The 13,026-nt window shown below is 49.6% G+C and carries 13 protein-coding genes; all 13 read left to right on the top strand.

From position 1 onward, the window contains the following. The first annotated feature begins 12 nt into the window (after nucleotides 1-12). Nucleotides 13-1,629: a phage portal protein gene (locus DXA87_RS05145; RefSeq protein ID WP_117503466.1), complete on the top strand. Its 1,617-nt coding sequence runs from the start codon at nucleotides 13-15 to the stop codon at nucleotides 1,627-1,629. Continuing rightward, the gene (locus tag DXA87_RS05140) at nucleotides 1,613-2,839 is read left to right on the top strand and encodes a head maturation protease, ClpP-related (protein ID WP_117503465.1); all 1,227 of its coding nucleotides are present in this window, start codon (nucleotides 1,613-1,615) and stop codon (nucleotides 2,837-2,839) included. The genes DXA87_RS05145 and DXA87_RS05140 overlap by 17 nt, the downstream gene beginning before the upstream one ends. 1 nt (nucleotide 2,840) lies before the next feature. Further along, nucleotides 2,841-3,230, top strand: coding sequence for a head decoration protein (locus DXA87_RS05135; protein WP_117469518.1), 390 nt, complete (start codon nucleotides 2,841-2,843; stop codon nucleotides 3,228-3,230). A 15-nt stretch (nucleotides 3,231-3,245) separates the two neighbouring features. Continuing rightward, nucleotides 3,246-4,277 carry a major capsid protein gene (locus DXA87_RS05130; protein WP_117469519.1) on the top strand — a complete coding sequence of 344 codons (1,032 nt, stop codon included), beginning with the start codon at nucleotides 3,246-3,248 and terminating at the stop codon, nucleotides 4,275-4,277. A gap of 18 nt (nucleotides 4,278-4,295) precedes the next feature. After that, nucleotides 4,296-4,694 (top strand): hypothetical protein, encoded by a 399-nt coding sequence (locus DXA87_RS05125; protein WP_117469520.1) that lies wholly within the window; start codon nucleotides 4,296-4,298, stop codon nucleotides 4,692-4,694. A gap of 11 nt (nucleotides 4,695-4,705) precedes the next feature. After that, nucleotides 4,706-5,032: a hypothetical protein gene (locus DXA87_RS05120; protein WP_117503464.1), complete on the top strand. Its 327-nt coding sequence runs from the start codon at nucleotides 4,706-4,708 to the stop codon at nucleotides 5,030-5,032. Further along, complete coding sequence (locus tag DXA87_RS05115) at nucleotides 5,029-5,616, top strand: phage tail protein (RefSeq protein ID WP_022118238.1); 588 nt, start codon at nucleotides 5,029-5,031, stop codon at nucleotides 5,614-5,616. Before DXA87_RS05120 ends, DXA87_RS05115 begins: the two co-directional genes overlap by 4 nt. A gap of 3 nt (nucleotides 5,617-5,619) precedes the next feature. Next, nucleotides 5,620-6,087: a hypothetical protein gene (locus tag DXA87_RS05110; RefSeq protein WP_117503463.1), complete on the top strand. Its 468-nt coding sequence runs from the start codon at nucleotides 5,620-5,622 to the stop codon at nucleotides 6,085-6,087. Further along, the gene (locus DXA87_RS05105) at nucleotides 6,080-6,343 is read left to right on the top strand and encodes a hypothetical protein (protein WP_022118240.1); all 264 of its coding nucleotides are present in this window, start codon (nucleotides 6,080-6,082) and stop codon (nucleotides 6,341-6,343) included. The genes DXA87_RS05110 and DXA87_RS05105 overlap by 8 nt, the downstream gene beginning before the upstream one ends. Nucleotides 6,344-6,348: 5 nt before the next feature. Further along, nucleotides 6,349-7,821, top strand: coding sequence for a phage tail sheath family protein (locus DXA87_RS05100; RefSeq protein ID WP_117503462.1), 1,473 nt, complete (start codon nucleotides 6,349-6,351; stop codon nucleotides 7,819-7,821). Further along, nucleotides 7,821-8,336 carry a phage major tail tube protein gene (locus DXA87_RS05095; protein ID WP_117469526.1) on the top strand — a complete coding sequence of 172 codons (516 nt, stop codon included), beginning with the start codon at nucleotides 7,821-7,823 and terminating at the stop codon, nucleotides 8,334-8,336. Before DXA87_RS05100 ends, DXA87_RS05095 begins: the two co-directional genes overlap by 1 nt. A 19-nt stretch (nucleotides 8,337-8,355) precedes the next feature. Beyond that, complete coding sequence (locus DXA87_RS05090; protein WP_117503461.1) at nucleotides 8,356-8,760, top strand: phage tail assembly protein; 405 nt, start codon at nucleotides 8,356-8,358, stop codon at nucleotides 8,758-8,760. Nucleotides 8,761-8,889: 129 nt separating this feature from the next. Then, nucleotides 8,890-13,023 (top strand): phage tail tape measure protein, encoded by a 4,134-nt coding sequence (locus tag DXA87_RS05085; protein WP_117503460.1) that lies wholly within the window; start codon nucleotides 8,890-8,892, stop codon nucleotides 13,021-13,023. The last annotated feature ends 3 nt before the right edge of the window (nucleotides 13,024-13,026 follow it).

The following is a 13,026-nucleotide window of genomic DNA, read 5'->3' as shown; positions in this document are numbered from 1 at the left end:
GGCGGTGCAAAATTGAATATTTTCGACAAAGCGGTCGAGATTGTCAACCCATCCGCGGCACTCCGCCGGACACAAGACCGGTTCAAACTGCAAATGATCCGTTCCTTTCAAAATTCCGGGTATGACGAGTCGGGCGCTTCCAGAAATAAAAATTCTATGCGTGGATGGCTGGCAAACAGCAAGACACCACAGGAAGACATCGACAAGAACCTTCCAACCTTGCGGCAGAGATCCCGAAGCCTTTATATGTCCGCGCCCCTGGCGGTGTCGGCCATTAAGACAAACCGAACAAACATCGTCGGCCAGGGCTTACAGTTGAAAAGCACGATCGACGGCGACTATCTGGGAATGAGCCGTCAGGAAAAAGAGCGCTGGCAGAAGGACGCGGAACGCGAATTCGCCTTGTGGGCGGACTCAAAGTTTTGCGATTCTACCAGGGTAAACAATTTTTACGAGATCCAACAGGTCGCGTGCATGTCCTGGCTGATGAATGGCGACGCTTGCGTCCTTTTAGAGTACGACAAGCCCTATAAATTTTACCCGTATGGCCTACGAATTCACCTGATCGAAGCGGATCGCATAAGCACGCCGCACCAGACCGGAAACAGCGTGTATTTGCACGCCACGGATCCGAACACCCACAACCGGATTTACAACGGCGTGGAAGTGGATGATTCCGGGAAAATCGTCGCCTATCACATTTGTAGCACCTACCCGAACAGCACACTTCGGGCGGAAAAGAAATGGACAAGGGTAAAAGCTTTCGGAGATAAGACCGGATCCCCGAACGTGCTTATGATTTACGAGACGGAACGCGCGGAACAGTACCGCGGCGTCCCGTATCTGGCGCCGGTTATCGAAGCGTTGAAGCAGTTGACGCGGTACAGTGAAGCCGAAATGATGGCGGCCGTTATCAATGGATTTTTTACCGTCTTCATTACGTCAGAGAACGGAACGTCAGACATCGGGTTCGGCGGCGTTGTGGATGACGAAGACAGTGTTTCCAGTGATCCGACAAGCTATGAACTAGGCCCTGGCATGGTGAACGTCTTAAATCCAGGCGAAAAGGTCGAGATTGCGGACGCGAAACGACCATCAACGAATTTCGACGCCTTCGTGACAGCCCTTGCGAAGTATGTCGGGGCCGCGCTTGAAATTCCGGTTGAACTTCTGACGAAATCCTTTACTTCCAGCTATTCCGCTTCCAGGGCGGCACTTCTGGAAGCCTGGAAGGCGTTTCGAATGAAAAGAACCTGGTTAGCGGCTGATTTATGCCAGCCGATTTATGAAATATTCCTGACGGAAGCAATCGCAACCGGACGCCTGAAAGCGCCCGGTTTTTTCCTGGATCCGATGATTAAAAAAGCCTATTGCGGCGCACAGTGGAACGGGCCTAGCCAGGGAATGATTGATCCAGTGAAGGAAGTCACGGCGGCAGAAAAGAGAATCAGCGTCGGACTTTCAACCAGGCAGAAGGAAACCGTCGAACTGACCGGCGGCGACTTCGAAGCAAACATCGCGCAACTTGCAAGGGAAGGCGAAATGATGAAGGAAGCCGGCCTTGTATCAGTTCAGAGCGCGGAAACAATCACAGAAAAGGAGAAAAAGGAAGATGGAGAAGAAGACTAAACCGGCCCGGTTTACGAACGCCGTTCCGGCCACAGCTTCCCAGGCGAACAACAAATTCTGGAATTTCGTTGATTCCGGCGGCGACAGTGCGGAATTACAGTTATTCGGGACAATTTCGTCCGAAGAAGATTGGTGGAGTGACGATTGCGTCACATACCGGAATTTCATCAATGAATTAAAGGCCCTGGGCGACAAGAAGAACATTAACGTCCTGATCCAGTCGGGCGGCGGCGATGTATTCGCGGCAAATGCCATTTATACCGCCCTGATTCAGAGTAAAGCGACAATCACGGCGACCGTGATCGGTCTTTGCGCCAGCGCGGCGACGATTATCCTTCAGGCCGCCAGTACACGCCGGATCGCAAAGAACGGCGTCCTGATGGCCCACAATCCCAGCGTAACACTTTACGGATCTTATACATCCGCGCAGTTGGCAAAGCTGGCAGAAGTTACGGACAAGGTAAAAGAAAGCATTATGTCCGTATATCGCGACCGCCTGGGAAAGACGGACGATGAAATCAAAGAATTGATGAACAATGAAAGCTGGTACGTCGGCCAGGAAGCGATCGACAATGGTTTTTGCGATGAACTGATCGAAGACAGTTTTCAGAATTCCTACACGGACAAGAATGTCCTGACAGCGAACGGGATCGGATATAATTTCAAGAATTTTGTAAATACATTCGCGCCCGATGAAGTTCGGAAGAAGGTTCAGAATCTTTCTAAAACGCCGCAGAAAGAAACCGGAACTTTTTCAAATACACCAACAACACAGAAAGGAAATAGTGAAATGGGAATGACACCAGCAACGGCGGCGCCGGCTATCCAGGACGCCGCACAGTTAAGAACAGCTTATCCCGATTTTGTAAATCAGATCGTGGAAGAAGCAATCAAGGCAGAACGTGACAGACTCAAAGACATTGATTCTATCGCGAACGGTATTCCGAACGACGTTTTGATGAAAGCGAAGTACGAAGAACCACTTTCCGCCGCAGATCTGGCCCTTGCACAGTTACGTGCAAACAACCAGGCCGGACAGAAAACATTAAACAACCTTACCGACGATCTGGCAAACTCCGGCGCTGGAAGCGTTGGAACCGTTCCGAATGTTGGAAATGACGGCGGAAGCCAGCAGAAGGCCGAACAGAGAGAAGCCAAAGTCGGCGGTTTAGTCAACGCCTTAAAGGGCGACAAGAGAAGGGGGAAATAATATGCAGTTATTCAACAAAAACGAAGGCACATTCACACCGGACGCGCTGATCGTTTCCCCTGATTTCCCGATCCTGACAGGGGGAATCGGCCTGAAACGCGGCCAGGGAGTATTGAAACGTGGAACCGTAATCGTGAAGGGAACTGACAAGAACGGCTATATCGCCGGAACAACGGTTTCTTCCGTGACAATGAAGGCGTTCGGTATTCTTACCGACGACACGGACACCGGATCCGCCGCCGAAGGCGACAATATTCCGGCAGTATGCTATATTACCGGCCATTTCAACCGCGGCGCCGTTGCGGTTAAGGCTGACGCAACTATCGACACTTACGAGGACGAGTTGAAAGGAATCGGGATCCACCTTGCAAACGTCCAGAAATACGAATAAGGGGGTAAGAAGACAATGCCTGATTATACAACCCGTGAAATGATGGACGCGATCGACCAGACGCCGCCCGTCCGCACATTTTTACAGAAAACCTTTTTCCCTGGCGAGGAAACCCACGTCACCGAAAAGGTAGAATTTGACGTGAGAAAAGGAAAACGCGTCATGGCGCCGCTGGTAAGCCCTAGAGTCGGCGGAAAAGTAATCACACGCCAGGGCTTCCACACTAACAGTTTCACCACACCGAAGATCGCACCGGAAAGACCGTTGACTGTCGATGATGTTTCCAACCGCGCAATCGGTGAAAATGTTTACAGCCAGAGGACACCGGAAGAACGCGAGGACGAACTTCTTTCTAAGGACATGACAGACCTTGAAGAAGCAATCGCAAGAAGAAAAGAGTGGATGTGTCGCCAGATCCTCTATGAAGGAAAAATCGACGTGGTGGACGAGGAAGAAGGCGTTGACGTTCAGGTCGATTTCGGATTTTCAAACATTACCGTTCTGGGATCCGATCAGGACTGGGCGCTTGCGACCGTCAATCCGCTTCCTACCCTTCGCCAGATCCGAAAGAAAATCATTAAGGCAACCGGCAAGGCCCCGGACATTGCGATCTTTTCTTCTGACGTGATCGAGAAGTTCACAACGAACCCGTTCGTCGAAAAAGCTATGAATATGCTGAATATGAAGAACATCGTGATCGAACCGCGTGTCGTGGATCCGGCCCTTACTTTTTACGGCCGTATCGCAGAACTTGACCTTGATATTTATACCTACGACGAGTGGTTTTTGAATGACGAGGGCGAGGATGAAGCAATGATCCCGGACGGAACCGTCCTGATGGGCCATTCCGACGGCGAAGGTCAGATCGAGTATGGAGCAGTTACCCAGATGGAAGACAAAAAGTTCCAGACTTACGAAGGGCGCCTTGTTCCGAAGCAGTACGCCGACGAGAAAAACGAGGTCAAAATGCTTCGCCTGACTTCCAGACCGCTTCCGCGTCCGTTCGATGTGGAGTCCTGGGCGGTTATCTATGTAAACAGATCTTAATGAAGGGAGTGTCAACAGATGGCATACAGAACAAAAGTTGAAGTCCAGACAAATGGCAAGGTTTATGCGCCTGGATCCATTCTTCCGACCAATATGTCAAAAATCGACATGGATTTTCTGAAAAAAAGAAAATTCATCGAGTTAGTGGAGATCGACGAGCGCGTGGCCGCCGCCGATGAAATCGAGGAAGACGACGAGGACAGGGCCGACGGCGATATGTTCGACGAACTGGCCCCTGGCGGCTATAAAAGCGCCGATGAAGTAAGGAAGATTCGCACAAAGAAGGAACTTTACACTTACGCGCTTTCAATCGGCCTTGACCTGGGAAACGATTACGAGGAAAGAAAAGTGGGCGATCTGGCCGATGAAGTAATCAATTTCCAGGAAGAAAAAGAAGCCGACGCCGACGCGGAGTAAGGGCCGAAGCCATGAAGTCGTTTAAAGAACAGCTTGAAAAAGACCTTGACAGTGTTTTCTTCAACATGGATGAATTCGCAGAAACCCACATGATCGACGGGAAAGAAGTTCCTATTGTCCTGGATAATGATCGCATTATCGAGTTGAGCATGGGAAAAACCGTTGAGACACGCGGAATCTTCACGGACGACATTCTGTTTTTCGTGCAGAAAAAAGACCTGGATTATGAGCTGGTCGCCGGCCAGCACATGGAATTTGACGGCGAAATGTACCCGATTTCTGATGTAAAAGAGGATTTCGGCGGCTATACCATTATTTTAACGGGGAACCAGGATTGATCGTCCAGAAAATCGAAGTCACAGGAATTGAAGACGTCGAAAAGCGTCTGGGAAATCTGAAATCGAAGGCACCGCTGGTCGTTGCCAGGGCGATCAATCGCGCGACTACCAACGCCAAAAAGAACATGGCGAAGGAAACTTCGGGGAAGTATTTCGTTTCCAGTGGCGACGTAAAGAAAACAATCACAGTCACAAAAGCGACAAAATCCAGCCTGAAAGCCGCGGTTATTTCGAACGGAACCGGGATCGCACTTTCGAAATTCAAGGTAAGTCCCGGAACGCCCGTCCGTTATCGCGGAAAAAACAGATCACCAAAGGTCTACAAGGCCGGAGTCGAGAAAGCCGGCGGCGTAAAGCCATTAGACGGCGATCCGAAGTCGTTTATCGCGATTATGAAATCCGGTCACAAGGGCGTTTTTACACGTACCAGCGGCCGAAGCCTTCCGATCAAGCAGTTATACGGCCCGTCTGTTCCGCAGATGATAAAAAATGAAAAAATTATGAAGGCTATTAACGACGACGCGAACGAAACGCTTCAAAAGCGAATTGACGCAGAAATCGCGAACCTGTTACGGAAGGGGTAAGAAATGCAGACAGACATTTTTTTACAAAAAGCCCTTGTCGATGAAGTGAAGGACGTTCTAAAAGGCTACACCACATTAAACAACGGGGAACCCGTGAAATTCAATGTATATCCGCAGAATTTACCGGCGAAGAAAGGGAAAAATGACGAAGATCAATTTCCTTATGTGCTGGTGTGCCTTGATGAAGAAGTGATCCAGGAAGAAGAAGGCGACAATATTTGTTCGATTTACTTCCTGGTCGGTCTGAACGACAAAAACGAGAACCGGCAAGGCCATTTTGACGTTGCAAATGTTCTGAACCTGATTTCAGAACGATTTTTGAAGAAACGGCTGATTGCAGACCGTTTCAGAATTCAATTACCGGTTTCAAAGAAGTTCCAGGAAGACGACACCTGGCCGAAGTTTTTCGGCGGTATGACGACTTTATGGGCGGTAAACAAACCGATGATAAAGGAGACAGAATATGACTAATAAAAAAGTTATGTACATGGGGCCTACTTTGCGCGGAGTAGCAAGAAACGGATCTGTTTTTGAAAACGGACTTCCGGCGAACCTGTCCAAACTGGCAGAGAAAAAGCCTATTATTAAAAACCTGATCGTTCCGCTGGCTGAAACAGTGGAAACAAAGAAAGCAATCGACACGGAAGGAACGGCCGAAGCAGTAGCGTATGACAAGATCGCCGCCATTTCCAGAAGTGAGATTGAAAATATCCTGAAAGGAGAGTAAAAGCAATGTCTAATTACAAACATGGTATTAGAACCAGCCGTCAGGCGACCGCGATTTCAATTCCGGTCACTTCTGACGGCTGTATTCAGTGTGTAGTCGGAACCGCGCCGGTCAACCTGGCCGCCGATCCTTACGACACAGTGAACAAACCGTTCGCGTGCTTGAAAAAAGAAGACGCAGTAACCGCCCTTGGCTATTGTACCGACTTCGAGAACTACACACTTTGTCAGAGTATTTACGCGTCATTCAACATTTTTGCAGTTGCGCCGCTGATCCTGATTAACGTCCTGGATCCGAAGAAACACGTTAAGGCGTCCGTTTCAAAAACCTACACGGTTGAAGGTGGAAAGATTGTAATTGATGAAGAAGGAATCCTTCTGGATCAGTTAAATATCGCAAACGAAGGCGGAACAACGACCTACAAGGCCGATGAAGATTATGTCGCTTCTTTCACTTCTGACGGAACCGTGACAGTTTCCATCGTGAAGACCGGCGCGGCAAAATCAGAAAAGAGCCTGAAAGCGTCCTTTGTTCAGTTAGATCCTTCCGCGGTGACTTATGAAGACGTGATCGGTTCCATTGACATGGCCACAAAGAAGAAAACCGGCCTGGAACTGGTAAACATGGTTTATCCGAAATACGGATATGTACCTTCTTTACTTCTGGCCCCTGGCTGGTCGCACGTTCCAGCCGTTGCATTGGCCTTGGACGCGAAAGCGACTTCTATTTCTAGCCTTTTCACCGGAAAAGTGGTGATGGATGTCGATTCCGCAGAGGGAAAGGCGGATTCCATTGACAAGGTGAAGGAATTCAAGGACAACAACGCTATTTCCAGCCGCGGCGAAATTGCTATGTGGCCGATGGCAAAGGTTGGCGACTATAAACTGTACTATTCAGCCATGATGGCGGCAAATTTACAGTATTTAGCCGCAAATAATAACGGTATTCCGTCCCGTTCCCCGTCCAACAAGGACGCGAAGATCACTGGCTTGTGTCTTGCGGACGGTTCCGAAGTTCTTCCAGATATGGACGAAGCAAACGATTATTGTAACGCTTGTGGAGTCGTTACCGCTATCAATATGAACGGCTGGAAGAACTGGGGCAATAATACCGCGGTTTATCCGTCTTCCACGGATCCGATTGACCGTTGGATCAACATTGTAACAATTTTCGACTACATTGAAAACAATTTCAAACTTACATTCTTCCGGGATGTGGACGACTTGACGAATTACCGTCTGATCGACGAGGTTGTTTCCGGCTTTAATATGCAGTTGAACGGCCTTCAGGGATCCGACGACATCGCCGGCGGCGAAATTGTATTCGATCACGAAGAAAATCCGATCGCGAATATCCTGGGCGGACACATTAAGTTCCGTACAAGAATCGGCGGCTATATACCGGCGGAAGACATTGAAAACGTCTTTGAATTTGATCCTACCATTACACAGAACGCGCTTGAAGGGGGTGGAGAATAATGGGCTATAAGATTCCGACAGTCTTAAACAATTTCAACAGTTACGGAGCCGGCCACAAGTACGTCGGAGTTTCCAACGAAGTAACGCTTCCGAACTTCGAATCTATGACGGAAACCATCGACGGGGCCGGAATCGCCGGCGAAATCGAAGAAGCGATCGAAGGCGCTTTCGGTTCCTTGGAAACTGAAACAACTTTCGGCAATATCAGCCGCGAATATTTCGATTTCATCACCCAGACCGGACAGATTACTTACCGCGGATCTATGCAGGTATTAAATACCGCAACCCAGACAAACGACTTTGAAAGCCTTGTCGTAACGACAAAGGGAAAAGTCAAGGCGTTTGACCTGGGATCCTTAAAAAAGGGCGGCAAGGGCGAACCGAAAGTCACTCGTGAAGTTACTTACTGCAAGATCGCTATCGCTGGAACTACCGTCCTGGAACTTGATAAATACAATATGATCTGGAAGCTGAACGGCGTTGATCGTTTGCAGAAAGTAAGAAGCCAGATCTAGGAAAGAGAGGAAATAAGCAATGACAGAGAACAAAGAGCAGAAAAGAGAAGACATGATCGGCGGCGATGAAATCGCAGTCGTTCCGGCAAACGAGGAAATCGCCGACACCCTTCTTCCGAAGAAGGAAGAAGAAGACGAGCTGATCGTCAAATTCAGAAAGCCCTACAAATTCGAGGACTACACGTTCACAGAATTAGATCTTCACGGGCTGGAAGATCTGACCGGACGTACATTGACGGCCATCGAAAAGGCTTTCAACAAGACCGGTGTATCTAGCTTCGTACCTGAAAGCACAACCACATACGCGAAGATCGTCGCTACCAAAGTGACCGGACTTCCGGCGGAGTTTTTCGAAGATCTTCCGGCCGCAGAGATCCAGAAGATTAAAAACGCCGTTGTGGGTTTTTTATACAAAGACGAGTAAGGCACGATTCCGGGGCCGACATTCAAAAAACGGCCGTCCATCTTGCGATGGCAACAAACACCGGAATAGATTTTTTCACAGATCTTCCGCTTGACGAGTATATCGACATAGCAAAGGAAGTGAGCGAAATTGGCAAAGAAAACAAGCTACGAACTGGCGCTTGAAATCGGTGGAAAAATCCAAAGTTCACTCACGAAATCGGTTAGTGGAGTTAATAACAAATTAGATTCAATCGGAAAAGCCGCAAAAACGGCCGCGAAGATAGCAACAGCCGCCTTCGCGGCCGTAAAAATTGGCGATTTTGTCAAAGACGCGGTGGACACATATTCGGAATTTAACCAGGCAATGGCCGAAACGGCCGGTATTGCCGGAGCGACCGAAGATGAATATAAACAGCTTCAAACGGCGGCCCAGGAGATGGGAAAACGCACGACTAAGACAGCCACGGAAGCCGCCCAGGCATTAGGTTATATGAGTTTGGCCGGCTGGAACGTGAATGATTCTATTTCGGCGCTGGAACCGGTTCTTCGCTTGTCGGAAGCTACTTCGATGGATCTAGCCACCTGTTCGGACTTGGTAACTGACTCAATGAGTGCGTTGGGCCTGGGCGTTGACGATCTGACAAATTACTTGAACGTCGCTGTCCAGGCGAATAACAAATCGAACACAACCGCGCAAGCCTTAATGGAAGCGATGATCGGTTGTGGTGGCGCCGCAAAATCGGCCGGCATGGACTACAAGCAGACCGCCGCGGCCCTGGGTATCCTTGCGAACAATGGTATCAAGGGAGCGGAAGCCGGAACGGCTTTGAACTCTATGCTGGTTCGAATGACAACGAAAGACGTCGCGCAGAAAGCATTTAAGGAACTGGGCGTTTCTATTTACGATAGTTCCGGCGCAATGCGGAATATGCAAGATATTCTTGTGGAATTAAACGGCGCGATGTCTGGATTGTCCCAGGAACAGAAAAACAACTACATGGCGGCAATCGCCGGCACGAACTATTATACCCAGTTCGGCTATTTGTTGGAAGGCGTCGCAGAAGGCGCAGACGGGGCCGCGTCCACCTGGACACAGCTAACAGAAGCCTTCGAGAATTCCGACGGCGCCCTGGACGCAATGGCCGATACCATGACGGACACGTTACCGGGCGCAATGGCGATTTTTGGTTCGGCGGTCGATGACGCTAAAATTCGATTGTGCGAGGTATTCGCGCCACTTGCAAAGGACGCAATCAAAGGGGTTGCTGATGTGATCCCGTCGATTACTGACCGCGCGGTCGGCGTTGCACAGTCATTTTATAACACAGTCGTTCCGGCGGCGGAGAATTTCGCGAAGAAAGCAATCGCGGCCTTTAACCAGGCGAAGCCAGCTTTTGACGAAATTCGCACGAAAGCCACGGACGCATTTATTTTTTTACGTGATACGGGAATCACGGCCTTCGAGAATATCAAGGCGAAAATTGAAGAAAACAAGCCAGCGATCGACAAAGTGATCGCGGTCGCCCTGGATCTGAAAGACAAATTGTTCCAGGCATGGGAGATAGTGAAACCGGCCATTTCCCAAATTGCAACGGTCGCAATCCCGGCCGTTATCGGGGCCATGATGAAAGTTATCGGGGCCGCGGCGACAGTTTATCAGAAGTTAGATGAATGGGGACTTCTTATCCCGATTATTACCGGAATCGCCGGAGCAGTTGCGGCGGTGAAGATGGTTGAATTCGCAAAGGACACTATGAACACGGTAAAAGCCGTCAAGGCCCTTGTGGTAGTGTTTGGCGCGGAAAAGAAAGCTATGATCGTGAACCTTGCGTTGAAAGCAAAGGACAGGCTGGAAACGGCCTATCTCTACGCATTATACGCAAAGGACGCAGTTGTTAAGGGAATCAGCACAGCGGCCACATGGGCGCAGACGGCGGCCTTGACAGCCTGGAACGCGATTTGTGCGGTCGGAACGGCCGTTACTTCGGCGCTGGGCGTGGCTTTCGCATTTCTAACAAGTCCGATTGGACTTGCATGTGTGGCAATCGCGGCGGTTATTGCGATCGGCGTGTTGCTATATAAAAACTGGGACACCGTGAAAGAAAAGGCGTCACAGTTGGGCGACTGGATCGTCGGCGTATTTAACAACCTGAAAGAAAAGGCTTCGGCCGCAATTCAGGAATTCGCAGACAAATTCCCGGTTGCTTTTGCGTTCCTTTCGTCTGTATTCGAAAGCTGGAAACAGACGATCACAAATATCTTTTCGGGCGTGAAACAGGTCTTCCAGGGTGTCGTTCAGTTTATTAGCGGCGTCTTCACGGGCGACTGGTCGAAAGCCCTTGATGGATTGAAAAATATCTTTTCGGGTGCATTTCGCGCCCTGTCTTCGCTGACACTTGCGCCCCTGAACGCGCTGAAAGGCGTTGTCGTGGGTGCTTTTAATGCGATTGACACAGCGACAGGCGGAAAGCTATCTGTAATCAAAAATAAGGTTTCAGACGCGTTTTCGTCCATCAAAAAAACAGCCGGATCCATCATGCAAGCGGCTAAAGATACGATTTCTGAAAAGTTATCGAATATCAAGTCCGCGTATGAGGAACACGGCGGCGGAATTAAGGGAATCGCCGCGGCGGCAATCGAGGGCGTAAAAGGCTACTATACGGCCGGATATACCTTCATAGATAAATTAACAGGCGGAAAATTGACCGCGATCAAGGAGAAATTCTCCAAAATCTGGTCGCAGATTTCCGAAAAGGTAAGTGAAGCCTGGACAACGATAAAAAACATCGTGAAAGTCGGGGTTATGCTGATCGGCGAAATCATTTCGGCCGCTTTTCAGATTATCACGCTTCCGTTCCAGTTTATCTGGCAGAACTGCAAGGACACGATCCTTTCAGCCTGGGAGTTTATCAAAACAACCGTTTCGGACGGAATTCAGAAGGTCAAAGACACGATTTCGTCTTTCCTTTCTCCGATCGTAAACGCGGTTTCGGGCGCCTGGTCGTCCGTAAAATCAGCCACGGGTTCGGCTTGGTCGGCGGTGAAATCAGCCACAAGTTCAGCCTGGACGGCGGCAACCGGTTATATTTCCGAAAAAATTAACGGCGCGAAACAGGTTGTTTCGTCCGTGACTTCGATGATCAAATCAACCGCTTCGGCGGCCTGGTCGTCCGTAAAATCAGCCACAAGTTCGGCCTGGTCGGCGGTATCGTCGGCAACAAACACGGCCTGGACGGCGGCAAGCGGCTATATTTCGAACAAGATCAACGCCGCGAAAGCGACCGTTTCTTCGGTCGCTTCATCCATTCGATCAACCGCTTCGGCGGCCTGGTCGGCGGTATCATCCGCGACAAATTCAGCCTGGACAACGACGACGGGTTATATCTCAAACAAGATTAACGCCGCGAAAGCGACCGTTTCTTCGGTTACTTCGTCCATCCGGTCAACCGCTTCGGCGGCCTGGTCGGCGGTGTCGTCTGCTACAAGTTCGGCGTTTGAAAATGTCCGGGCAACTATGAGCAACAAAATAAACACAGCGAAGGCAAATGTGTCGTCGGCATTATCTGGAATCCGTTCGGCCTTTTCTTCCGGCTTATCAGCCGCGAAGAACACGGTCACAAGCATTTTTGGGAATATCGTGTCGGCGATCAGTGGAAAGATGGAATCAGCGAAAAACGCCGTATCAAACGCGATCGGCGCATTAAAAAGCAAATTCAACTTTTCCTGGAGCCTTCCAAAGCTGAAACTTCCGCACGTTTCTATTTCGGGCGGTTTTTCAATCAATCCGCCTTCTGTTCCCCATTTCGGGATCAGTTGGTATAAAAACGGTGGTATTTTAAACAAACCGACCATCTTCGGGGCAAGTGGAAACAACCTTTTGGGCGGCGGAGAAGCCGGCAAAGAAGCGGTTCTTCCGCTGGCTGAATTGTGGTCGAATATGAAATCCATCGTCGCCGGAGTCGTCCAGGGCAACCAGAATGACGGCGCGGCTTCTGTTTTCGACAGAATGAAACAGCTTGTCGGAATTCAGAGCAACGGCCAGCCGGCGGAATCAGTCACGAAACAGCTTTACAACAACGTGACAACCAGTAACACAACCAACAGAACGAAGGAAGATAATTCTTCAACGGATAGTTCGAAATTTGTCTATTCGCCTTCGGTTGTGATCCAGGGCAACGCAAGCAAGGAAGATGTGAACGAAGCCCTTGAAATGTCACAGCAGAAGTTTAATGAAATGATGGACAGATGGAAGAAGGGGAAGGAAAGGACTTCATTCGCATAAAGA

It is taken from the genome of Desulfotomaculum sp. OF05-3 (assembly GCF_003435535.1).
In the GTDB taxonomy this organism is placed as follows: domain Bacteria; phylum Bacillota; class Clostridia; order Lachnospirales; family Lachnospiraceae; genus Pilosibacter; species Pilosibacter fragilis.
Note: the sequence above shows the minus strand (reverse complement) of the source record. Positions and strands in the feature narration are given on the sequence as shown.

What these genes read in the sequence shown, in the direction of transcription:
- DXA87_RS05140 (WP_117503465.1), top strand. Translation starts at nt 1,613, where the DNA reads ATGGAGAAGAAGACTAAACCGGCCCGGTTTACGAACGCCGTTCCGGCC.
- DXA87_RS05135 (WP_117469518.1), top strand. Translation starts at nt 2,841, where the DNA reads ATGCAGTTATTCAACAAAAACGAAGGCACATTCACACCGGACGCGCTG.
- DXA87_RS05130 (WP_117469519.1), top strand. Translation starts at nt 3,246, where the DNA reads ATGCCTGATTATACAACCCGTGAAATGATGGACGCGATCGACCAGACG.
- DXA87_RS05125 (WP_117469520.1), top strand. Translation starts at nt 4,296, where the DNA reads ATGGCATACAGAACAAAAGTTGAAGTCCAGACAAATGGCAAGGTTTAT.
- DXA87_RS05120 (WP_117503464.1), top strand. Translation starts at nt 4,706, where the DNA reads ATGAAGTCGTTTAAAGAACAGCTTGAAAAAGACCTTGACAGTGTTTTC.
- DXA87_RS05110 (WP_117503463.1), top strand. Translation starts at nt 5,620, where the DNA reads ATGCAGACAGACATTTTTTTACAAAAAGCCCTTGTCGATGAAGTGAAG.
- DXA87_RS05105 (WP_022118240.1), top strand. Translation starts at nt 6,080, where the DNA reads ATGACTAATAAAAAAGTTATGTACATGGGGCCTACTTTGCGCGGAGTA.
- DXA87_RS05100 (WP_117503462.1), top strand. Translation starts at nt 6,349, where the DNA reads ATGTCTAATTACAAACATGGTATTAGAACCAGCCGTCAGGCGACCGCG.
- DXA87_RS05095 (WP_117469526.1), top strand. Translation starts at nt 7,821, where the DNA reads ATGGGCTATAAGATTCCGACAGTCTTAAACAATTTCAACAGTTACGGA.
- DXA87_RS05090 (WP_117503461.1), top strand. Translation starts at nt 8,356, where the DNA reads ATGACAGAGAACAAAGAGCAGAAAAGAGAAGACATGATCGGCGGCGAT.